Origin of the sequence: Xenorhabdus anantnagensis, from assembly GCF_028598555.1 — a bacterium.
Classification (GTDB): Bacteria; Pseudomonadota; Gammaproteobacteria; order Enterobacterales; family Enterobacteriaceae; genus Xenorhabdus; species Xenorhabdus anantnagensis.
In genome coordinates this window covers 1-24,277 of record NZ_JAQRFN010000029.1, presented here as the reverse complement: position 1 = coordinate 24,277, position 24,277 = coordinate 1, and the positions used below count along the sequence as shown (strand labels likewise).

The 24,277-nt window shown below is 42.1% G+C and carries 17 protein-coding genes and 1 pseudogene; 8 read left to right on the top strand and 10 right to left on the bottom strand.

Annotated elements, in window-relative coordinates; all coding sequences use genetic code 11:
• Positions 1 to 19: 19 nt before the first annotated feature.
• Positions 20 to 685 (bottom strand): annotated as a pseudogene (locus PSI14_RS16720) (Fic family protein); the annotation flags it as partial.
• Positions 686 to 1,064: 379 nt separating this feature from the next.
• Between PSI14_RS16720 and PSI14_RS16715 the strand changes: the two are divergent.
• Positions 1,065 to 1,841 carry an aminoglycoside adenylyltransferase family protein gene (locus PSI14_RS16715; RefSeq protein ID WP_273576977.1) on the top strand — a complete coding sequence of 259 codons (777 nt, stop codon included), beginning with the start codon at positions 1,065 to 1,067 and terminating at the stop codon, positions 1,839 to 1,841.
• 350 nt (positions 1,842 to 2,191) lie between these two features.
• Here PSI14_RS16715 and PSI14_RS16710 read toward each other — a convergent pair whose 3' ends face one another.
• Complete coding sequence (locus tag PSI14_RS16710) at positions 2,192 to 2,374, bottom strand: MbtH family NRPS accessory protein (protein WP_273576975.1); 183 nt, start codon at positions 2,372 to 2,374, stop codon at positions 2,192 to 2,194.
• Positions 2,362 to 5,529, bottom strand: coding sequence for a thioester reductase domain-containing protein (locus PSI14_RS16705; RefSeq protein WP_273576973.1), 3,168 nt, complete (start codon positions 5,527 to 5,529; stop codon positions 2,362 to 2,364). Before PSI14_RS16705 ends, PSI14_RS16710 begins: the two co-directional genes overlap by 13 nt.
• 1,088 nt (positions 5,530 to 6,617) lie before the next feature.
• On the opposite strand from PSI14_RS16705, the gene glpT reads away from it, so the two are divergent.
• Positions 6,618 to 7,970 (top strand): glycerol-3-phosphate transporter, encoded by a 1,353-nt coding sequence (glpT, locus tag PSI14_RS16700; RefSeq protein WP_273576971.1) that lies wholly within the window; start codon positions 6,618 to 6,620, stop codon positions 7,968 to 7,970.
• Positions 7,971 to 8,078: 108 nt separating this feature from the next.
• Here the strand turns inward: glpT and PSI14_RS16695 are convergent, their stop codons facing one another.
• Positions 8,079 to 8,666 carry a hypothetical protein gene (locus PSI14_RS16695; RefSeq protein WP_273576970.1) on the bottom strand — a complete coding sequence of 196 codons (588 nt, stop codon included), beginning with the start codon at positions 8,664 to 8,666 and terminating at the stop codon, positions 8,079 to 8,081.
• A gap of 364 nt (positions 8,667 to 9,030) precedes the next feature.
• On the opposite strand from PSI14_RS16695, the gene glpQ reads away from it, so the two are divergent.
• Positions 9,031 to 10,110, top strand: a complete 1,080-nt coding sequence (gene glpQ / locus PSI14_RS16690; protein WP_273576969.1) for a glycerophosphodiester phosphodiesterase — start codon at positions 9,031 to 9,033, stop codon at positions 10,108 to 10,110.
• A 105-nt stretch (positions 10,111 to 10,215) separates the two neighbouring features.
• Here glpQ and epmA read toward each other — a convergent pair whose 3' ends face one another.
• Positions 10,216 to 11,193, bottom strand: coding sequence for an elongation factor P--(R)-beta-lysine ligase (epmA, locus tag PSI14_RS16685; protein WP_273576968.1), 978 nt, complete (start codon positions 11,191 to 11,193; stop codon positions 10,216 to 10,218).
• 814 nt (positions 11,194 to 12,007) lie between these two features.
• Here epmA and frdA point away from each other — a divergent pair.
• From frdA to frdD, 4 genes are read left to right on the top strand one after another with little or no spacing between them, the layout of a single operon-like run.
• Positions 12,008 to 13,804, top strand: a complete 1,797-nt coding sequence (gene frdA / locus PSI14_RS16680; protein ID WP_273576966.1) for a fumarate reductase (quinol) flavoprotein subunit — start codon at positions 12,008 to 12,010, stop codon at positions 13,802 to 13,804.
• Entirely contained in the window at positions 13,797 to 14,531 is a 735-nt protein-coding gene (locus PSI14_RS16675) for a succinate dehydrogenase/fumarate reductase iron-sulfur subunit (RefSeq protein ID WP_273576965.1), read from the top strand. The genes frdA and PSI14_RS16675 overlap by 8 nt, the downstream gene beginning before the upstream one ends.
• Positions 14,532 to 14,545: 14 nt before the next feature.
• The gene (gene frdC / locus PSI14_RS16670) at positions 14,546 to 14,941 is read left to right on the top strand and encodes a fumarate reductase subunit FrdC (RefSeq protein WP_273576964.1); all 396 of its coding nucleotides are present in this window, start codon (positions 14,546 to 14,548) and stop codon (positions 14,939 to 14,941) included.
• Between the two features lie 16 nt (positions 14,942 to 14,957).
• On the top strand, positions 14,958 to 15,311 hold the full coding sequence (gene frdD, locus PSI14_RS16665) for a fumarate reductase subunit FrdD (protein WP_273576962.1): 354 nt from the start codon (positions 14,958 to 14,960) through the stop codon (positions 15,309 to 15,311).
• A gap of 112 nt (positions 15,312 to 15,423) precedes the next feature.
• Here the strand turns inward: frdD and PSI14_RS16660 are convergent, their stop codons facing one another.
• The 5 genes from PSI14_RS16660 to PSI14_RS16640 all read right to left on the bottom strand — a co-directional run bounded on the left by PSI14_RS16660 (position 15,424) and on the right by PSI14_RS16640 (position 23,124).
• Positions 15,424 to 17,487 (bottom strand): TonB-dependent receptor domain-containing protein, encoded by a 2,064-nt coding sequence (locus PSI14_RS16660; protein ID WP_273576961.1) that lies wholly within the window; start codon positions 17,485 to 17,487, stop codon positions 15,424 to 15,426.
• A gap of 185 nt (positions 17,488 to 17,672) precedes the next feature.
• Entirely contained in the window at positions 17,673 to 19,457 is a 1,785-nt protein-coding gene (locus tag PSI14_RS16655; protein WP_273576959.1) for an ATP-binding protein, read from the bottom strand.
• Complete coding sequence (locus PSI14_RS16650; RefSeq protein WP_273576958.1) at positions 19,454 to 21,052, bottom strand: 5-oxoprolinase subunit B/C family protein; 1,599 nt, start codon at positions 21,050 to 21,052, stop codon at positions 19,454 to 19,456. Before PSI14_RS16650 ends, PSI14_RS16655 begins: the two co-directional genes overlap by 4 nt.
• Before the next feature lie 43 nt (positions 21,053 to 21,095).
• Entirely contained in the window at positions 21,096 to 21,863 is a 768-nt protein-coding gene (locus PSI14_RS16645) for a LamB/YcsF family protein (RefSeq protein WP_273576957.1), read from the bottom strand.
• A 10-nt stretch (positions 21,864 to 21,873) separates the two neighbouring features.
• Positions 21,874 to 23,124, bottom strand: a complete 1,251-nt coding sequence (locus tag PSI14_RS16640; protein WP_273576956.1) for an NRAMP family divalent metal transporter — start codon at positions 23,122 to 23,124, stop codon at positions 21,874 to 21,876.
• Between the two features lie 364 nt (positions 23,125 to 23,488).
• Here PSI14_RS16640 and PSI14_RS16635 point away from each other — a divergent pair, with 364 nt between their 5' ends.
• Positions 23,489 to 24,151 (top strand): GntR family transcriptional regulator, encoded by a 663-nt coding sequence (locus PSI14_RS16635; protein ID WP_370688873.1) that lies wholly within the window; start codon positions 23,489 to 23,491, stop codon positions 24,149 to 24,151.
• Positions 24,152 to 24,277 lie beyond the last annotated feature (126 nt).

The window sequence follows — 24,277 nt, the reverse complement described above, 5'->3', positions numbered from 1 at the left end:
CTATTTTTTAATAATAGATTTAAATATGATGAATAATGTAACGTGTGCTACGACCACCAGCTTCAGTTTTTTCCAAGCAACTGAGTTCTATTAGATGATTTAAATGTCGGGTCGCAGTTGCACGACTAACTTTAGCAATTTTCTGATATTGACTACTATTGATACCTTGCTGAAAATCACCATCCAACATTCTATTCAATACTTTTATTTGTTCCTGACTCAATTGGCTTTGATCGACACGGCGCCAAAATCGGGTCTTCTTCACTGTACTCTCAATTTGCTGCAATTTATCAATAAGCGTGCTATTAAGTGTTTGCAGAAACCACACCATCCAATTGGTGATATCTAAGCCACTGCGCTGAGTTTGCTCCAGTATTTCGTAATATTGCTTACGACGTTCACAAATACTCACTGACATAGCATAAAACCGAATAGAACGGCTTTCTCCTTGTGCCAATACTAAATCAGTCAGGAATCGAGTAATACGTCCATTACCATCTTCCATTGGATGCAACGTAACAAACCATAAGTGTACGATAGCTGCGCGCAAGATTGGATCAAGATTGAATTCATGACGGGATTGATTGAACCAGACAAGAAATTTTGGCATTTCTTCCTGCAATTTTTCGGCAGGTGGAGCTTCAAAATGAACAATAAGATTATCTATTCTGCCGGAAACGACCTCTCTACTCACTTTATGAGGCAAATAACAACGCTATTCGCCTCACAAAATGAGGCGAATAGCATACCTAATTGACTCACTGGCTGAAATTATCTTGCTAAATCTAGCTCCGCCCGAGCAAACTTATCGAATACTCACATTTTTGGTGATCGGTATTGTTCACTTTAATCGGACAAAATAAACTTATCCCAATCCATTGAAAAAATTCATAACCTTCCACCTTAGATCCATACATATCACCAAATATCGCAACACTGGAGGTAAAAAATAATTAATTCAATAGGGTAGACTTGTAATGTTTATACGAACAACGGAAAATTTGGTTGACGGAGCCGCCTGAGGAGATAAAATCCTCAGAAACATCATTCTAGCCATATCCAAGATGAGCTGTTTAGTGACTATTCCTTCCGAAGCGGATAAAGCATTGTTGATCGTCCAGAAGCGATTAGCGGAATCGCTGATAGCTGTCTACCTTCATGGTTCGGCTGTGGTTGGTGGTCTTCGCCCCCTCAGCGACGTAGATTTGCTTGTGGTCATTGACCAACCGATGACGTCTGAGGTTCGGGAAAGTCTTGCTGCCGATTTAATGATGATATCGGGCCGATATCCTTTTGATCCTGATGGACGCCGCCCTGTTGAACTGATTGTTTTCTTGCGCGCCGATCTCACTGCATCGCTTTATCCTGCCCAGAGCGAATTCATTTACGGCGAGTGGCTACGCCACGAATATGAGATGGGAGAAATTCCCAAGCCTGTTTGTGACCCTGAACTTACCTTGGTGTTGGCTCAATCACGACAAGAAGCGATACCTCTGGTCGGTTCGAACGCAATCAGTCTTCTACCCGCTATTCCAAGATCAGACATTCGCCGGGCTATTAAAGATGCCCTACCGAATTTAATTGAGACGCTACAGGGAGATGAACGCAACGTTCTGCTAACGCTAGCGCGTATGTGGCGAACATTAGTTACTGGAGAATTTGTCTCTAAGGATGTTGCTGCCGATTGGGCTGCTGCTCGCCTTCCAGCCATACAGGCCGCAGTTTTAGCCAATGTGCGGGAGACCTATTTGAGAGGAGGTGAAGAAGATTGGCAAAATCGCCAGCAAGAACTTCAAATCACGGTAAATTCACTGCGCAATTATGTGCTAACGAATCTATGACATTCCAATAAAATGCAGAGCAAACGACAACGGTCGCAATCTCTCGCAATTCCTGCACTTGTCGCCCCCCGCCAATAATGATGACATCAGTTTCTGTTACAGGAGCGACATTCATTCAAGATGTTCCTCTTTTGCTTCTATGCCAGTCACGTATTCGGCTAGTCAATGTTTTGCAGGGATAGATAAAATATATACAACACCTGTATTTTTTGTTTGATAAGGAACAAAAACGAGTGAGAATCGCGCATGAAATGGCATAGAAAATGGGCATGTCCCGTAAGGACGTGCCCATAATTCACTTAACTATATTCTATTAACTATATTCGCTTAACTATGTCGACCAACGATATCTATTTTGTTGGCTCCGGCCAAATTTTAGCGATATGGCTCAAGCATTCTTCTTTTGTTCCTGTCTTGCAGATTGCCATCCATCCCATCGGGATCTCATACTCAACAGGCCAGACTGAATACTGCTTTTTATCATTAATGACAGCCATCCAATTCATGGCATCATTTCCGGTTAACCGTTCCATGCTATAGCCTCCTTTTTGAAACTTTCTGAAAGAGCAGCAGGCAAGAATCCAATACCAATCAGGTAACGCAATACCTGATGAACATACTCTGCGGTAATTGTTGGGCAACGGATATCACTTGCCGCTAACCCTGCCAGCGTATTCTTCAGTTCCAGTTCAGGATGGATTTCATCAACGTAAGCCGGATCTAACGCACGATAAGGTCTTTCTGTCATATCTCTGATCAGCGGGATCAAGGGATACAATGGATGAGTATCATCTAACGCAAGAATCTTATCTTTACCCTCATTAAATGGCACAGGGTTGAGGATATAACCAAAATCCTGCACCCAGTCGAAAAATTGCCGGATAGATACCTGCTCTGGATTAAACAGATTAAAGAATTTTCCATTGGACTCCGACTGCTTGGAGATGTGCACCAGTGAAGCTGCCACATAATCAACCGGCACGATATCAAGCAACAGAGCATGATCAGGATAAAAGCCCATTGCCAGATAACCTTTCAAAGATGCAATCAGATAATCATTCCCCTGTGCAGCTCCTGTACGGGTATGTCCGAGGATCAGCCCTGGCCGGTAAATACTGACGGGAACACCTCTTTGACGGGCAATATTGATGATCCCTTCAGATACCCATTTACTTCCCGAATAACCGGAAGGATCACGAACTGACTCACTCATGGCACGATCATCTTCCATATAAGGGCGAGGTGATTCTGTGGCAAACAGTGCGTTTACAGAAGAGACATAGTGAAAATGTTTCAAGCGTGTAGTACAGGCCAGATCCAACGCGGTTCGAGTACCATCAACGTTGATGCTTTTCAAGGCACTATAAGGATAGATGAAATTAACCAGTGCTCCGTTGTGGTAAATAACATCAACCTCTTCGGCCAATTGTGCCCATGATTCAGGCAATAAACCAAAACGCGGCTGTCCCAAATCACCGATAACAAAATCTACACGATCAAGCTTGTTACCTACATCAATATGGTAATTTTTGAATCCAGCCTTGATTCTTTCACGAGCATGTTCTGCATCAGATGCACGGCACAAACAAATGACTTTGGCCGAGGTTTGTTTCAGCAATTGCTCCAGCAAATGCAGCCCAAGATATCCAGTCGCGCCTGTCAGCAATACTTTTTCTGGCTGATACCAATTGGCATGAACCAATCCATCAGGACGAACTCCTTCTTTCAGGTAAACATCATTCCTGAGCGTCTCTGCATGCTGGCGAATTAATGCTTCACTGTGATATGTTCCTACAAGCTGAGCAGGATTTGCCTGACGTGCAACCATCATTTCATCCAAAATGGATGCTATTCTGGCAACGGTCGGCTCAACATAGATACCAGAAATCGGAATCCTCATTGAAAACGCTTTTTCAATGTGTTCTACCATGCGGGCGACAAGAATAGAGTGTCCCCCGATTTGGAAGAAATCATCATTGATACCGAATACATCCGTCGCCAGTAAGCTACTCCAAATATCATAAACGCGTTTTTCAGTTTCAGTTCGTGGCTGTACCACATCATGGCTGGCATTTAATCGTTCCGCGACTTCCTCCAACCGCTTTTTGTCTCTTTTGCCACTGCTTGTCAGCGGAATATAAGGGATGCGGTAATATTCGGTAGGTATCCAGGCCTCATGCAGTACTTCCCTGAGAGAAACCTGAGTTTCGCGCACCCAATCCCCTGACACAACCAGATTAGGCTTGAACAGTACAAACGCTTGGATCTTGGCAAAATCACCACTGCCAGAGACCCGGATAATGGCATCCTGTACGCCATTTTGTTTTCTCAATGCAATTTCTATCTCACCCAACTCGATTCGATATCCTCGCACTTTCACCTGATCATCTTGTCTCCCCATATAAATGAAGGAGCCATCTTCAAGCATGCGTGCCATATCCCCCGTCAAATAGGCCCTTTTGCCTTTTTGTGCCATGTCGGGGACATATCTTTTAGCAGTTTCAGTCGGGTTATTGCGATAGCCTGCGGTCACACCCAATCCACCGATGAGAATTTCTCCCACAGTTCCTTTGGGAACAGGTCGCAGGTGTTTATCCACAATCGTGATACTGGTGCCCGGAATAGGGCCACCCAATTGAACTTTATCACCTTTTTTCATGCAGAAAGCGGTTGACCAGATGGTTGTTTCCGTTGGGCCGTAGACGTTCCATAGTGTGCCTCCGGTCGCTATCAGTTGATCTGCCAGATCTTGTGACAACGCTTCTCCTCCGCAAAGCATGCCCATTTCTGGGCGAGGCTTCCAGCCGGCATTCAGGGCCATTGACCACGTCACCGGTGTTGCCTGGGCAAAAGTGAATCGTGAGTCCGACAGTATTTCAGACAACGCCATTGCATCACGTTGAGTATCAATTGAAGTAATGTAGATACTGCCACCATGAACGATGGTCAGCAGGAGTTCCAGAACGGAGATATCAAAAGAGAACGTCGTCAACGCCAACATATGGTCACGCTGACTGATTGACAACAGTTTGCCAAATCCGCAGAGACAAGCGGCCAGATTGTCATGCTGTACTTGTACCGCTTTTGGCAATCCTGTAGAACCGGAAGTGAACATCACATAAGCAGGGTGATCACCCAACACAGGGATATCACTGTTCTCTGCTACTTTGGCTTGAATTCTCTTATTTAAGATAGCATCCATAGGAATTAATGTTGATGCCTTAAGCTCCGCCGACACAGTATCATCAGATATCAGAATACTTTCCGGCAGACTGGCGAGAATATCATTCAGGCGTTTTTCCGGCATCATGGTATTCAGGGGAATATACACTGCCCCTATTCTCCAAATTGCCTGCATGGTTACAAACCATGAAATACCCCGCTGGGCTGCAATGGCAACATTGCTACCCATTTTGGCACCGTAGTAACGCAAAACATGTGCCGCACGCTCAATTCGCTGATCCAATTCACCAAATGTCAACGTTTCATCTGGATCAGAAACAGCTATGTCATTTGGTATACTTTTGGCCAACTCAGCTAACCGAGAAGGTACATTTTTAAACCACGGTTTTAGATCTGCTGTCATCTGACTGATATTACTATCGAATTCTGTTTCAACAGCAGGAGAGTTTTTTTGCCCAGTAGTAAATGCTGTGTGTAATATTGCCTTGTGTGTGTAAGTATTCATAATGAAGTTCTCATTCTGAGCCTCATAGATTCCATCATTTTTATTGATGAATGGAGGCATTGGTGCAGGTAGTCGTCATTTTCCAGTTGCTGCCTACATTCAGTATTTTCAAATACCTTACGTTGACATTAACTGAGATAGAAAAATAAATTGCAAAAAATTTCTTGCGAATTTAATAAATATATTAATTAGTATTAATTTGTAATCTTTTATTAATCAAACAATCAACTTATATACATCTAATTATTAATTGGAAGACAGAGTGTATTACGCCTATACAATCTGCAACCATACTTCTAACGCCTTGATATTATTATTTTTACTACATAAATAGTCATCCAACCCTACTTGAAAACTGCTGTCATGAGCATGAATAACTATTTATAGTAATATCCATTATTTTGAATTTTAATTTCAAACATTTTATTTATAACTGCGTTATAAAAAACGCCAAACATGTAAATAAGGCGTCAATTACATTAATAAATAAAATATTATTTAAATAACATCATCAGATAATTAGTACAACCTGTTAAAAAAAACAGGCAGGGGAACACTGCCATCTATTTTATTAGATCACATTTATAATAGTAATATTTTCGTGGATTACATTTATAATAGTAATGTTTTCGTGTATTACATTTATAGCATTAATGTTTATGTGGATTATATTTATATATCTATACTCATATAACTATGTTTACATAACTTATGTCCATATAAACCATATCCATATAAACTACGGTTGCTGCATCAGTAAAGACCCCTGAGTAATAATGGGGTTCTGTTTGATAAAGAACATAAACGAACTTTAAATGTACAAAAATAACAAGTAAAGCCATTTATTGTGACAAACTTCACGATATTATAAATAAATTATATTTAAAAAGTACTAAATCGCTCAAAATCGCCAACTTTACGAAATAATATCTATATGATATTAGCAATACCTCACAGTTATATAAGGTTACTTTAGCTAATATACTCTTCGATAAAGAAAATAAATAGCTTAAAATTTCATTTAACAACATCACTGTTTAATGGTGGTGATGCGCTCATACAAAAACAAAAGTCATGTGGAGACAAATATGTTAAGTATTTTCAAGCCGACGCCTCATAAGGCACGGTTGCCTGCGCAAGAAATAGATCCACTCTATCGTCGCTTGCGCTGGCAAATTTTTATGGGGATATTCTTTGGATATGCAGCTTACTACTTGGTAAGAAAAAACTTTGCGTTAGCTATACCGTCTTTGATCGAGCAAGGCTTTTCTAAAGGGGATCTTGGCTTCGCGCTATCAGGTATTTCAATTGCATACGGATTCTCAAAATTCATCATGGGTTCCGTTTCCGACCGCTCGAATCCACGTGTTTTCTTGCCTGCTGGCTTGATACTGGCAGCGGCAGTGATGTTGTTTATGGGCTTTGTACCATGGGCAACTTCCAGCATCGCCATCATGTTTGTCTTGCTGTTCCTCTGCGGTTGGTTCCAAGGTATGGGCTGGCCTCCTTGTGGCCGCACCATGGTTCACTGGTGGTCGCAGAAAGAGCGTGGCAGAATTGTTTCTGTCTGGAACTGTGCTCATAACGTTGGCGGAGGCATTCCACCATTACTGTTCATGTTGGGTATGGCTTGGTTCAATGATTGGAAAGCCGCGTTTTATATGCCAGCATTTGCAGCGATTCTCGTGGCAATAATCGTTTTCACTTTAATGCGCGATACACCGCAATCCTGTGGTTTACCGCCAATAGAAGAATACAAAAACGACTATCCACCTGATTATACGGAAAAAAATGAAAAGGAACTGACAGCAAAAGAAATTTTCATGCAGTACGTTTTGCCGAACAAATTGCTGTGGATGATCGCAATTGCCAACGTATTCGTATATTTGCTGCGCTACGGTATTCTTGACTGGTCACCAACTTACTTGAAGGAAGTAAAACACTTTGCCATGGATAAATCTTCCTGGGCTTACTTCCTGTATGAATATGCGGGTATTCCGGGGACGTTATTGTGTGGCTGGATGTCTGATAAAGTATTCAAAGGCAACCGTGGTGCAACTGGCGTATTCTTCATGATACTCGTCACTATCGCGACTATCGTGTTCTGGATGAACCCTGCGGGTAACCCGAATATTGATATGCTCTGTATGCTGGTTATCGGCTTCCTGATTTACGGTCCAGTCATGCTGATCGGCCTGCATGCTCTGGAACTGGCACCGAAAAAAGCGGCAGGGACAGCAGCAGGCTTTACTGGTTTGTTCGGCTATCTGGGTGGCTCGGTTGCAGCCAGTATCATCGTCGGTTACACCGTTGACTTCTTTGGTTGGGATGGCGGCTTTATGGTTATGATCGGCGGTAGCGCCCTCTCTGTTATCCTGCTTTTATTTGTCATGTTAAGTGAGAATAAACACAAGCAGGAAATTGCCCGTCAAGGTCAGTGATATAACAAAAAGACATTGATTAATAACTATATCAATCGCAGTACAATAAAATTGTACTGCGATTTCATTAGTAATACTGAACATTTTAAACCAAAGTAGTTAAGCATCTTATACATTGATAAATACGTTGCTTTCTTTCACCTTATAGATATTTTCTTCATTCCCATATCTTATTAATAAATTTTTTATCACCTCAGCTTTGCCTGGTGGTACATATATTTTCTTAAGGAAATAAATACTTAGCCTCCCCCTAAAAAAAGGATGTTCTCCTTCCAAATAAACAATAGTACTTTCAGGATGTTCAATCTTAAACCCAAGAATTACTGATATATTAGCGCCATTATTCATTCTATATTTCGCATAATTTACACATTGTTTTACATCACCTACTTTATAAAGTGATATTCCATCACATGCTCTATATCTATCAGGCTCATCTATCTGGTTATGATAACGGCTGGCCTTATATGACCATATTGTATTCCCATGCTCTCCTGAATGAAATGCTCTGTTTTTATATCTTGCAAACCAATGCTCTTCCATTAAATCTTTCATTGGTAGTAACGCGTTAAACCGAAAAATACCTAACAAAGCAGCACTGTTTGTACCATGAACATAATTAATTTCGTCCTTTTCCATTTCTTTGATATATTCAGATTTCAGAATGTTCAAGTGAAGTGATCGTGAAGGCTTCATATTGTCTCCCACATTAGGAAATGATAAGTATTCCTTACTTTATTACCGCCCATTTATATGATTTACTGTGACTATTCCACTATTGTTTAAATATAAAAAATCGATTCTATCTTATGATTTTGTTCATTTAATAACAGATAGGATAAGACTAATCATAAACAAAATCTAAAGAGCAATTTTTATGTCATAAAACTGTGACATGCTGCTGGTAAAACCAATATTCAGGATTGTATTACGCTATTATTTTATATAAAAAGCAATCTGAATAATCACCCTATTCTTCTGCCTGATGATAAAAAATCAGTGAAGCGATCAGCAGTATAATTTCTTGTTTAATATTTTTATTAGAATATGGAGAAACCCAATGCAGACCCCCATCAAGGCAATCATGGCAGGCATTCTGCTAGCATCATCAATGTCAGGCATTGCGTATGCTGCTGCTGATAAGATAGTTATCGCCCATCGTGGTGCCAGCGGTTATTTGCCTGAACATACATTACCCGCCAAAGCAATGGCCTATGCACAAGGTGCCGATTATCTTGAGCAAGATCTGGTAATGACTAAAGATGACCAGCTCATTGTATTACACGATCATTATCTTGATCGCGTAACCGATGTCGCAGAACGTTTTCCAAACCGTGCCCGTGCTGACGGTCGCTACTATGCCATCGACTTTACCCTGCCAGAAATTAAGTCACTGAAATTTACTGAAGGTTTTGATATCAAGAATGGCAAAAAAGTTCAAAGCTATCCTGGTCGTTTTCCGATGGGGAAATCAGATTTCCACATTCATACCTTTCAGGAAGAACTTGAATTTATTCAAGGTCTGAATAAGTCCACGGGCAAAGACATTGGCATCTATCCTGAGATCAAAGCACCGTGGTTTCATCGTCAGGAAGGCAAAGATATCACCAGCAAGGTGCTGGAAGTCCTGAAACAATATGGCTATACCAAAAAGAGCGATAAAGTTTATCTGCAATGTTTTGATACCAATGAACTCAAGCGCATCAAAAATGAGCTAGAGCCGAAACTGGGAATGGATCTGAAACTGGTTCAGCTTATCGCTTACACCGACTGGAAGGAAACTTACGAACAAAAATCAGATGGCACATGGCAGAATTATAGCTATGACTGGATGTTTAAACCTGGTGCGATGAAAGAAGTGGCAAAATATGCTGATGGAATTGGCCCTGATTACCACATGCTTATCGTCAGTGACTCTAAGCCAAACAACATTAAATTAACCAGCATGGTGAAAGAGGCTCACGCCAGCCATCTGGTGGTACACCCGTACACTATCCGTATCGATCAATTGCCGAAATATGCCACCAGCGGCGACCAATTATTCGATATTGTTTTCAACAAAGCTAATGTCGATGGCGCCTTCACAGATTTCCCTGATTTGGCAGTGAAGTTTCTGAAAAAACATCACGAACATAAATAATCAGTGCAGATAATATAAGAGCCAAATAATGTAAAAATAAAGGGGCAGTCCAAGACTGCCCCAATCGAGACTAACAGAGCTGGGTATATGACATAAATAATGTTGTCACGAGATCCCCACAGGAAAAGCAATCACTTCACTAATCCGATCAGCACCCAATGCCAACATAATCAGACGATCCACCCCCAATGCCACACCAGCGCATTCAGGCATTCCGTGTGCAAGAGCAGCAAGCAGGTATTCATCAATAAGCTGAACAGGCAACCCCATCGCTTCACGTTTACGGTTATCTTGTTCGAAACGAAGACGCTGTTCATCGCTGTCCGTCAGTTCACGAAAACCATTCGCCAGCTCCATGCCCTTGAAATAGACTTCAAAACGCTCCGCAACCCGGTGATCTTCCTTGCTGATTTCTGCCAATGCAGCTTGAGAAGTTGGAAAGTGATAGATAAATGTCGGTTTTTCAATGCCGATCTGAGTTTCTACGCCCATGACGAAAAGAAGTTGCAGTAAAGTATCCCGATCTTCTTCCTGATCAGCGATATTACTGAGATCGAGTTTCGCCGCCACTTCACGCAATTTTTCTTTGCTTGCAGTAAGAGGATCGATATTCAGATATCGAATGAAGGCCTGTTGGTAAGAAAGTGATTCGGCACTTTCGCAATCCAAAATCTGTTGCAACAAATCATCCACTTCATTCATTAAGCGGTACATGTCGTAATGCGGACGATACCATTCCAACATGGTGAATTCTGGATTATGATGACGGCCTGCTTCCTCATTGCGGAAACTTTTCCCCATCTGATAAATGGAACCACTTCCGGCTGCCAACAAACGCTTCATGTGATATTCAGGACTAGTCATCAGGTACAGAGTCAAACCATCTGCCGCTCCCGGCCCAACGAACTGTGTCTGGAAAGGTACCAGATGAACGTCGGTGACAGTCGCTTGACTCATGGCAGGAGTTTCAACTTCCAACACCCCACGTTCTGCGAAAAAGCGCCGTATTTCTGTTAGAATCTCCGCCCTTTTCAATAAATTGGCGATAGGAGCACTTGGCTGCCAATTCGCGTCTTCGTTCATGTTGTTATGACTCCAAAATAAAACAAAACGCGCAGTTTACCTGCATCAAGTCAGCCAGACAATTCATTGTCTTAAACTTATTGCCTGTAACTTCCCATTTTAATTTTTCATTACTTAAGATAAATTAATTATTTAAAAAGCATGTGCTATAAAATAATATATAAACAATATACAAATCAAAAAATATTTTGTTTTTTTATAAATAAGAGAGTTTTAAAATACATAAGAACATGAAAATAATTAATATAAATATAAATATAAAAAATAATTTTTATACAAAAGCCAAATCCACTCACTAGATTGACTAAAATAGCAAGCCAATTCGGATAATAAGTCTATTATCATCAGAAGAGTAAAAATAACTCAGCCAAATAATATTTCATAACCATGCTATATTCACAACCTAGCCACTGTAAAGAAATAAAATAGACTAGCTAATCACCATATACTTTTCATTAAGAAATCAAAAATCTGAATATATTAACATTATGTTGGTAGTGTAAAAATAAACCAAACTATATCTGAATGATTTATTTATAAAATATAAGCCCACTACATCCAAATCCATAAATTAATAGCTATTATTTATTACAGTTATAATACCACTGAGAAAAAACATGATATAACTCACATTTTATCGGCAAAATCCTGCAAAACCCGCATTCATATCAAATTTACACTCTCAACTATCCGTTATACTTAAACCATACAAAAAGTAATAGATATCGTCCCTAAATCATTAAGGTATAGAAAATTACCTTCAATACTTCGTTAAACAAGAAAAATTGTTTCACTTGAACAAGGGAGAAGAGCAGTGCAAACCTTCAATGTCGACCTCGCGATTATCGGAGCTGGTGGCGCTGGGCTACGGGCTGCCATCGCTGCTGCTGAAGCCAATCCTCAACTCAAAATCGCCTTGATCTCAAAAGTGTATCCTATGCGTAGCCATACTGTGGCCGCAGAAGGTGGATCAGCCGCAGTTACCCAATCGCACGATTCCTATGACTTTCACTTTAATGACACCGTATCCGGTGGTGACTGGCTGTGCGAACAAGATGTGGTGGAGTATTTTGTCAAACATTGCCCAACAGAAATGATCCAACTGGAACAATGGGGTTGTCCATGGAGCCGCAGGGACGATGGCTCTGTGAACGTGCGCCGTTTCGGCGGTATGAAAATTGAACGCACATGGTTTGCCGCCGATAAAACCGGCTTTCATATGCTCCATACATTGTTCCAAACATCCCTCAAGTACTCACAAATTCAGCGCTTTGATGAGCATTTTGTGCTCGATATTTTGGTAGATGAAGGACAAGCCCGCGGATTGGTTGCGCTGAATATGATGGAAGGAACGAAAGTTCAGATCCGCGCCAACGCGGTCATTATGGCGACAGGCGGAGCCGGTCGCGTATACCGTTATAACACCAATGGCGGCATTGTCACTGGTGATGGCATGGGAATCGCATTCCGTCACGGTGTCCCATTGCGCGATATGGAATTTGTACAATATCACCCAACAGGCCTGCCCGGTTCCGGCATTTTGATGACTGAAGGCTGCCGTGGTGAAGGCGGGATTCTGGTGAACAAGGATGGCTATCGTTATCTACAGGATTATGGTTTGGGGCCAGAAACACCTCTCGGAAATCCTGAAAACAAATATATGGAATTAGGCCCACGCGACAAAGTATCTCAAGCATTCTGGCATGAGTGGCGTGCAGGCCGCACCATCGCAACTCCGCGCGGTGATGTGGTACATCTGGATTTACGCCATTTGGGTGAGAAAAAGCTGCTCGAGCGCCTGCCGTTTATCTGTGAGCTGGCAAAAGCCTATGTCGGTGTTGATCCGGTCAAAGAGCCAATTCCTGTTCGCCCAACTGCGCATTACACCATGGGCGGAATCGAAACGAATCAGCAATGCGAGACCCGCATCAAAGGGCTGTTTGCGATTGGGGAATGTTCTTCTGTCGGCTTACATGGCGCAAACCGCCTCGGTTCTAACTCTCTGGCTGAGCTGGTTGTATTTGGTCGTTTGGCCGGTGAAGAAGCAGTCAAACATATTCAGGAAGTGAAACCTGCCAGTAATAGCGCTCTGGATGCCCAAGCCCGTGATGTCGAAGATAAACTCAATCAGTTACTGAACCAGAAAGGTGGTGAAAGCTGGGCGAAAATTCGCGATGAACTGGGGACTTCAATGGAAGAAGGCTGCGGAATTTACCGTACACCAGAATTGATGCAGAAAACCATCGACAAAATTGCCGAGTTGAAAGAACGTTTCAAGCATATCGAAATCAGCGACCGTTCCAGTGTATTCAATACCGACCTGCTCTATACCATCGAATTAGGTTTTGGCTTGGATGTTGCTGAATGTATGGCGCATTCCGCAATTAATCGTAAAGAATCACGTGGTGCCCACCAGCGTCTTGATGAGGGTTGTACCGAACGTGACGATGAGAATTTCTTAAAGCATACGCTGGCCTTCTATGATCCTGAAAGTGCCCCACGGCTGGAATACAGTGATGTGAAGATCACCAAATCTCAACCAGCGAAGCGGGCGTATGGGGGTGAAGCGGCTGCACAAGAGAAACAACAGAAGGAGCAAGCGAATGACTGAGATGAAAAACCTGAAAATGGAAGTCATGCGCTATAACCCGGAAATTGACAGTGAACCTCATTTCGTCACTTATGAAGTGCCTTACGATGAGCAAACTTCACTGTTGGATGCGTTGGGTTACATCAAGGACAATCTGGCGCCAGACCTTTCTTACCGCTGGTCTTGCCGCATGGCAATCTGTGGTTCTTGCGGCATGATGGTAAACCGTGTACCAAAATTGGCATGTAAAATATTTCTGCGCGATTATGCCCAAGGAATGAAAGTCGAAGCACTGGGCAATTTCCCAATTGAGCGGGATTTAGTGGTGGATATGACTCACTTTATTGAGAGTCTGGAAGCCATCAAACCCTATATAATCGGCAACGATCGCAAACCTGCTGATGGCCCGAATGTGCAGACACCAGCCCAGATGGCAAAATACCATCAATTTTCAGGTTGTATCAACTGTGGCTTGTGCTACGCCGCCTGTCCTCAATTTGGCTTGAATCCTGAGTTTATTGGGCCTGCTGCGGTTACATTGGCACATCGCTATAACCTTGATAACCGTGACCACGGTAAAAAAGAACGTATGCCGCAAATCAACAGTGACAATGGAGTCTGGTCTTGTACTTTCGTTGGTTATTGCTCTGAAGTGTGCCCGAAACATGTTGATCCAGCGGGGGCCATTCAGCAAAGCAAAGCAGAAAGTGCCAAAGATTTCATTATCTCCATGCTGAAACCACAATAAGGGAGGGAAAAGTAATGACGACAAAACGTAAACCTTATGTACGTGGCATGGAAGCTAATTGGTGGCAAAAACTGGGATTTTATCGTTTTTATATGCTGCGCGAAGGTACATCTATCCCTACTGTTTGGTTCAGCTTGCTAGTGCTTTACGGTTTGTTTGCTCTGAAAGATGGCCCGGAAAGCTGGGCGGGATTTGTTTCTTTCTTGCAACACCCTGCGGTGCTGTTGATTAATATCATCACCCTGCTGGCAACCTTGCTGCATACAAAAACATGGTTTGAGCTGGCACCAAAGGCTCTCAATATCATTGTCAAAAATGAAAAAATGTCACCTGGGCCGATTATCAAACTGCTATGGGCAACCACCATTATTGTTACTGCCGTGATTCTCGGCGTTGCACTGTTTTTCTAACCCCAAGGAGGATCTGATGAATCAAATACCCAAGCGTTCCGATGAACCCATTTTCTGGGGTCTGTTTGGTGCTGGTGGGATGTGGAGTGCCATTGTTGGCCCTGCAATAATTCTGCTGCTGGGCATTCTGATACCATTCGGTCTGGCGCCAGAAGCGCTTTCTTATGAACGTATCCTGACATTTTGCCAAAGTTTTATTGGTCGCATCTTTTTGCTACTGATGATCTGCCTGCCGCTGTGGTGCGGAATGCACCGCATCCACCACGGAATGCACGATTTGCAAATTCATGTCCCTGCCAGTAAATGGATATTCTATGGTGCTGCCGCGATTTTGAGTGTTGTTGCCTTGATTGGGGTTTTTACTCTGTAGTGACCGTTTTTACGCTGTCATTGAAACAAGCAGAAGTCATTTAAGAGAAAGTCTGCGGATAAACCGCAGACTTTTTACGAAATGTTGATTTGAAATACTTAAGGTATTTGCATTAGAACTTGTAAGAAACTGTCGCCTTATAAGTTCTCCCTTTCTCTTCTTGCCCTTGATATTGTTTCAAATAGTAAGAATGTTCGTTGTAACGTTTATCGAAGAGATTATCGATGCCAAACAGAAGTTCTGTATTTTTAAATACCCCTGTTTTTGGCGCCCAAGAGATATACATATTGCTTACGCCATATCCAGATTTATGGATGCCGACAATATTGTTTTTATTTGTACCTTTTGAATTTTTTGACAATATAAATCGGGAATTCCAACCGAGTTCAATGTCCGTTTGGTCAAAGAGGTAACTGGCACCCACCGTCATAGAGTCACCCACTGACGGCATAAACTCTGTTCCTTTGTTAAACAACGCATTACCATTAACAATCTTGTTATTAGCTTTGGCGTAAGTGGCTTTTAAAGACCAATTATCAAGTTTATAGCCAGTCGCTAATTCAAACCCTTCCAGTCTGGCTTTCGGGATATTGTGTAGTTCACTCTTAGCTAATGTTGTAGACAAGTTTTTGAAATTCGTCTGGAACACTTTACCCGATACAATCAATGAGTCATTGTCGGTAAAAATATTAGAGTAAGACCCGGCCAATCCGGTCTCTAAATTATAACCCGTTGCTTCTACTAAATTGTTTCCATGATCGGATAACCCCATCAGTTCTTTGCCCAATGGACCTCTAAAGAGTTCGGTATAATTGGCAAATAATGTGGTGGACACCCCAAGTTCGTATTTCAAGCCAAGTGCTTTTGAAACGCGGGCATACGTTCTATCAAAAGATTCATTATTTTTATTGGTGGTATGATATTTATAGTGATCCCATCGAATACCCGGTATCACATGAAAATCTGCAATCTGAATATCATCTTCTAAATAAAAAGAGGAAGCATCCGCTTTTTCTAACTCTTTATTATAGCTATTTTCATCTACATCAGTGTATCTCATTCTGGTATCAAAATATTCATACCCATAGGTTACAGCATGGAATACATTCGCCGTATCAAAACTAGAGGTATTACGAGCCTTAATTCCTTGGGTTTCTACAACGCTATCAAAGCCTTTTCCATTTCCACTGACAGGCTTCATATGGGTAGAGGTTTGTTCTGTGTGATAAGCCGATACTTTTAAATCAATCAGGTCATTATCCACTGACGTATAGCCATAAGTGATATTATGGGTATCGCGGTCTATCGCATACTTTGCCTTTTTCCCTTTATTTACATCCTGTCCAAAATTCAATCTGTTGCTGGTTTCTGCATCATTCTTATAATGTTCTTTTGATACTTTGATATATTGTTCATCTGTAAGATTAAATTTAGCTTTTAATAAATAGTTAAACAATTTTCCATCTGTAGGGATTGAGTCTCGCCCATTGCTGTCTCTGCCAGATTTGGAATTACTCATATTCCGATGGTTAAAGTAACCTAATAAGTCAACGGCTCCCAATCTTCCATATGTTGCTAAAGATTGTTGGAATTCAGAACCATTACTGATGTAATTCAATTTTCCTTTTGCGCCAAATAATTGGCCCGGCTCTAATAAATCACTAGCATCGACCGTTTCAAATTTCAACGCACCGGCAACAGCACCTGTATCGTAGGTAATACTGTTACTACCAACTTTGATATCAATCTGCTTTAACATTTCAGGGTCTATGCCGTAGTTCCCTGCATGATGGAAGTGATACCCTTCTTGTCTTGCGCCATCAATGGTCACATTGATGAATTGATCATCCATGCCACGAATTTTAAAACGTTGTCCTATAGCGCTAGGGTGACCTGCTTGTACTCCAGGAACATTCTTTAATATTTCTCCCACACTTTGTGGCTGTCTGACTTTTATTTCATTTTTGCTGACTTTTTGATCTACCTGTGCATCGTTATTGCTATTGTTATCCGCAATAACAACCAGAGTATCTCCAGTCGCAGGCGACTTTTGTTTGGTATTTTCAGTGATTGCAAATGCGTTAGTAGAAATAGCAATAAGCATAGAAGCTGACATCAAAGGTACACACAGACCATTTTTAGCCAAGCAAGTGTAAATTGGGGTAATTTTGAACATATATTTTCAAGGAGTAATATTATTGAGAAGCATTATTATTTACATTTCTATTAAAATGTAAATAACTTTAAAAAACTATCACGTTATGTATTTATATGTAGGAAGTAGGAACACATGAAGTTTATGATCTTAGCAACATCAAAAGGGTATCAATTAATTGATACCCTTTTGATTTTTAATGAATATTATTGCTCTATATTGGCCAGAGCACTTTCTGCGTCCAAATAATCTCCCGCCTGCGCACAGAAGGTGATTTTTCCCGAACAGTGAGCGCTGATCTGCACTTCCATTTTCATCACTTCCATAACCGCAATCACATCCCCTTCATTCACTGATTCATTCTCCGTGACTAGCCATGAATGCAAGATGCCGGAAATTGGCGCTTTTACCTGATGGAGATCTATCGGTGCTTTTTCCTTTGCAGTAGATTGAGCCTGAGAAAATGATTGCTCACCCGTAGGGGCTAACTGCACCAATCCTGCCAGTAAATTCGCTGGTAATCCCAACTCATGCCTGCGACCATCAATTTCAATAAAGGTACGAGTGATGTTTTTATCTTCCCTTATAGTCTGACGTGGTGAGCTTTCCAATTCATTGGCAAAATCTGTTTCGATCCAACGAGTATGGACATGAAATTCATCGTTCGAAATAAAGTCTGAATGCTCCAGCACCGCTTGATGAAATGACAATACCGATGCCACTCCTTGAATTTTGAATTCCTGCAATGCCCGACGGGCGCGGGAAATGGCCTGCTCGCGCGTTGTTCCTGTAACGATTAATTTCGCCATCAATGAGTCAAACGTCGCCGGAATGGTTGAGCCATTCACCACGCCTGAATCCAGACGAATACCGGGACCAGAAGGCGGAGTAAATTCGCTGATTGTTCCAGATGTCGGTAAAAAACCTTTACCAGCATCTTCCGCATTGATGCGAAATTCAAACGAATGCCCTCTTGGTATAGGCGTTTCTTGAATGCTCAACGGATAACCTTCCGCGACTCGCAATTGTTCGATAACCAGATCAATGCCCGTCGTCTCTTCTGTCACGGGATGCTCCACTTGTAAGCGAGTATTCACTTCCAAGAAAGAAAGGGTTCCATCTGCGCTGAGCAAGAACTCTACTGTACCAGCACCCGTATAATTAGCTGCTGCACAAATGGCTTTTGCTGATTGATGAATACGTTCTCTTTGTGCCTGTGTTAAAAATGGAGCCGGGGCTTCTTCCACCAATTTTTGGTTACGGCGCTGCAAGGAACAATCCCGCGTTCCCAAAACCACGACATTACCCTGTTTATCCGCAATCACCTGCGCTTCTATATGACGAGGTTTATCCAAGAATTGTTCAATAAAGCATTCGCCCCGCCCAAATGCGGCAATCGCCTCACGGACTGCCGAATGATAAAGTTCTGCCACTTCATCCAGTCGCCAAGCCACTTTCAAACCTCTGCCACCCCCACCAAATGCCGCTTTGATGGCAATCGGCAAGCCATGTTGTTCCGCAAACGCAATAACTTCCTGCACATCTTTGACTGGTTCTGAGGTTCCAACAACCAAAGGCGCTCCCACTTTTTGGGCTATTTTACGCGCCTTAACCTTATCACCCAGCTCATCAATCGTTTCAGGGTTAGGGCCAATCCAAATTAAGCCAGCATCAATCACTGCTCTGGCAAATTCTGACCGCTCAGACAAAAAGCCATAACCTGGATGCACCATTGTTGCTCCAGACCGTTTTGCCACATCCAATAAACGGGGAATATTGAGGTAAGTTTCTGCCGGGCTATTTCCACCCAAAGCATAAGCCTCATCAGACAATTGAACATGTTGTGCGTTGATATCAACATCCGCATAGACAGCAACCGTTTGTATTCCATAATCACGGCAAGCCCGAATGATCCGAACAGCAATCTCACCACGGTTGGCAATCAGCACTTTTTTAGAGGTGTTATTTAAATTATTTACAGTGGTGTTCATGGCAAGTCATGGCTCCCTTGAATTTCATGAAATTGGCAGATGGGATTAAAGCGAATTTTGGCATTGACGGGGATCTGACCAGCAAGATCGAGATGATAATCTGCAACTGAGGCAATGACCGGATACCCTCCTGTCAATGGATGGTCAGCTAAAAATAATACAGGTTGCCCACTGGCCGGAATTTGTATCGCTCCTGTACATGTTCCTTCGCTGGGCAATTCTTGTGGCTTAATTCGTGATAGTGAGCACTCACCATTTAGTCTCAGGCCAATGCGGTTGGATTGAGGCGTTACTTGCCATGTCTGTTTGCTCAATAAGTCGATGGATTCTGGAGTGAACCAGTCTGTACGAGGACCAAATATGATATCCAATACCACAATCTCATCTTTATTTGGCATGTCAAAAGCAGGCGCTTCAGAGAAAGATATCGCGGCACAATGAGATGTTTCGTTGATTGCTAATTTATCATTTATTTTCAACGGAGCAGGCCCGATATTGGACAGGCTATCAAATGAACAACTGGATAAGATAGCTGGAACTATGAAGCCTCCGCGCACCGATAGATAAGAGCGCATTCCGGCTACAGGAATACCCAACGAAATTTCATCACCATCGTTTAGATCAATCGGTTGGTAAGTACTTACATGAAGTAGTTCACCCGATGAGGTTTTTATTTCTATTGGACATAACGCTCCCGTAATGGCAATCAATATCTGTCCATGCGCGATCGCTTTAAATCCCCCCTGCACTATTTCCAGACAAGCTTGGTCAGAGGAATTACCAACAATACGGTTTGCACTGCGCAAGGCACTTTTGTCCATTGCACCAGATTCTGAGATCCCTGATTTTGCCTGACCAACGCGCCCCAAATCTTGGAGTAAGGTTTGTAATCCCACAGACAAAATTTCTAGCTGACAAGAAACCGCTGAAACAGGCGCTATGTTACTGATAGGCGTTTCGGGCAAACTGATCGTTGCTGGGCAACATCCGGCATCTCGAAAGTTAACACGGTAACCCGGTTGCAATAAGGCAGGAGATGAGCGGGAAAGATCCCACATGCGGTCGGTCGTAATACCGATAATCTGCCATCCTCCGGGACTCGCCTGCGGATAAATGCTGCTGAATTCCCCCGCCAGCGCAACAGCACCCGCCGGAATACGTGTTCTAGGTGTTTTTCGACGCGGTATATTCCATTGCGAGGTATTCGACACCATATAGGCAAACCCGGGAGCAAACCCGGTAAAGGCGACGGTATATTCATTTTCGGTATGTTGATGAATAACCTCTTGAACAGTACACCCCAATATTTCCGCAACCAGTGCGAGATCTTCGCCGTTGTAATGCACAGGAATTTCTATCCGTTTTCCCGTTGCATGACCACGCTCTTGTAAATCTCGACTACTGATTTCTGCCGCCAATTGTTGGGTTGATATTTTTGTCGGCCGAAAACGAATCATCAAAGTTCTCGCTGCCGGAATAATTTCTTCAATCCCCAAAACAGGTGCCATATTCAGTGAATCAAGCAGAGCCAGTGTTTCTGCCAATCCACTCAATTCAACCATTATGGTATTGCAATTAACAGGTAAAAAACGCAAGGCTATCTCCCTAAATAATTAACCGTATCAATGCGATCCATATTCATGGATGAATAAATGTTTGAATGGTAATTCCCGCCTGTTGCAAAACTGTTTTGACCTGTTTTGCCATCTCTAGCGCACCTGGGCTATCACCATGCACGCAAATAGAATCCGCCTGAATAGGTGTAAATTTGCCATCAATTGATTCAACTCCCCCATCTGTCACTAATTGCAACATACGTTGAGCAACGAGATCCGCATCATGCAAAACAGAACCTGCTTCACGGCGGGAAACTAATTCCCCTTGTGAGGTATAGGCACGATCAGCAAATGCTTCTGCTATGGTTCTCAGCCCTCTTTCCTGAGCCAATTTGAGAATTTTTGATCCCGCCAAACCAACCAATACAAGGTTGGGATCTATAGCAAGAATTCCTTCAATAACAGCAAGCCCTTGGTATTCATCATTCGCTATCGTGTTATAAAGTGCGCCATGAGGTTTGACATAACTCACTCTGGTATTTGCTGCCGCAGCTAATCCTTGTAAGGCCCCAATCTGATAAATAACATCGGCGGTAAGCTCATGACTGACTGTATCCATTTTACGCCGACCAAAGCCAACTAAATCGGGATAAGAAACATGGGCACCTATTGCTACATTATTTTTTTGTGCTGATTTTAGTGTCTGCAAAATCCCTACTGGATCACCCGCATGAAAGCCACAAGCAACGTTAGCGCTACTGACAATCCCCAATATTTCTTCATCGTTTCCCATACGCCATTGACCGAAACTTTCACCGAGATCACTATTTAAATCGATCGTTTTTATCATGATGATTTCCTTAAGCTGATTTCAAAAACTCAAAGATTGAATCGATAGACATGGCGCCCATGTACCATGTCAATACACAAGTAACCGCACCTGACCACAGCAACCAACGTGGGTAGACATACCCCGCCATCAAATCAGCGCGTTTCCAGCCAACATAAACAAAGATAGTCAAACCAAGAGGAAGGATAAGCCCGTTGAAGCCACCGGCGAAAACCAATAAAGCGGCTGGTGGTGTTCCTACTAATAGATAAACGACTAATGATATGGTAATAAAAAATAAAGTCGCAATGCTGCGCTGACGCTCAGTAAATTGCTTTCGAAAAACACTGCAAAAAGAAATGGAAGTATAAGCAGCACCAATAATACTGGTTATTGCTGCGGCCCAAACGATTAAACCAAAAACACGCAGTCCAAATTCACCAGCTGCTGCCTGAAAAGCTTGTGAGGCAGGATTTGCCGTTTCACTGGCAACATCAAGTGTAACGCCACTGGCAACCACGCCCAAGATGGCAAGAAATAACAAATATCGCATCAGGCCGACAACTAAGATCCCTTTGGTTGCTGCGCTGGAAACAACTTTGATGTTTTCGATGCCTACAGAACCTTTATCCAGTAAACGGTGAGCACCTGCATAACAGATATAACCACCAACAGTTCCGCCCACAATAGTGGTTATCGTCGCAAAATTGATTTCATCAGGTAGCACGGTTTGTCGTAAGGCTTCTCCTATTGGAGGATTGGAGACTATCGCAACAAATAAAGTCATTCCTATCATGATCAACCCTAATATCACGATAATGCGATCAATAGCGGCGCCAGCTTTATGAGAGGTAAAAATGCCAATAGCCATCAATGCACTGAATAATCCGCCCCATTTTGGGTCCAATCCCATCAAAGCATTAAGCCCCAGTCCAGCTCCGGCAATATTCCCAACGTTAAAGACTAATCCACCAAAAATCACTAAAATAGCCAATAAATAGCCACTTCCTGGAATAGCAGCATTGGCAATATCAGCTGATTGCATTTTGGTTAATGTGACAATTCGCCAAATATTTTGCTGCACCACGAAATCGATCAGAATAGACGCTAAAATGCCGAAAGCAAAAGCAGCCCCCATTGTCGCGGTAAATGTAGCAGTTTGAGTGATAAACCCTGGCCCAATCGCTGATGTCGCCATCAAAAAAACCGCAGCAATCAAAGAAGAACGCCGATTTGATACAAAATTTATTGTGTCTTGTTTTGCTGTGTCCTGTATAGCCATAAGCAGTTTTCCCCTGTCATCTTTATATTTATCGTTTTCTAAGCAATATTCGTACCATTGTGGAACTAAAAAAAAGAATTGTTTGGTTAAAATGAATATATTGTTGAACAATAAATAAGACTTGATGAGAAAATAAGCAAATAAAATTGTGTTATCGATCCTTAAAATCCAATAAAGATCACTTTATTAACATTTTCTGTTGAATTGAACGCCAAGATGCACAATTTAAGTGCAATAGGCACAATAATATTGCCTCATGTTGGTTCAAGCTCTGTAACTTGCTGGTTATCAGGTAATATGTGAAGATTCGTTTTTATACGCTTTGAAGGTGTTTGTTATCAGCCATTAAATCTAACGGATGACTATGAAAAAAAACCACTCTCCCCAGATTTTGAGCAAAAGAATTGCTGAAACTATAAGAAATAAACTGGTTGTTGGGGAGTTATTACCTGGACAACGGCTATCTGAAGCCGTGCTTAGTGAACAACTTGAAATTTCACGCAATACGTTACGTGAAGTGTTCCGCCTTCTCACGCAAGAGGGATTGCTGAAACATGAACCCAATCGGGGCGTGTTTGTTGCTACTCCCGATATTGCATCTATTATTGATATCTATCGAGTTCGGCAGCTAATTGAGTGTCAGGCTCTGGCTCAGGCTTATCCAATGCACCCCAGTATTACCAAAATGAAACAAGCCGTTGAAGTCGCCCAGCAGTGCCGCGAACAACAAGATTGGGTTGGTGCCGGAACAGCAAATATGCGCTTTCATGCTGCGATCGTGGAATTAACTGATAGTGAAAGATTAATCACTTTCTACCACAATATCTCCGCAGAACTCCGTCTGGCTTTCGGTATTTTGAATGATCCTGAACTTTTGTATGCGCCTTATATTGATAAAAACGCGCATATTCTGGAACTGCTTGATTCAGGAGAAAATGAATTAGCGGCTAAAAAAATGAAGAATTATTTGGAATTATCAGAAAGGGCGATACTGGCTGCTTATACACGAAAAAATAACCAAATATAATACAAAAACCTCTCAATACGGGCTTATTTGTATTTATATTTTAACTATCTATTCGTTTTAATTATTTACTCGTTCTATTCGCTGGAATAAGCAGCAATAAAATTGCACGGGCATAAAATCCCCAAA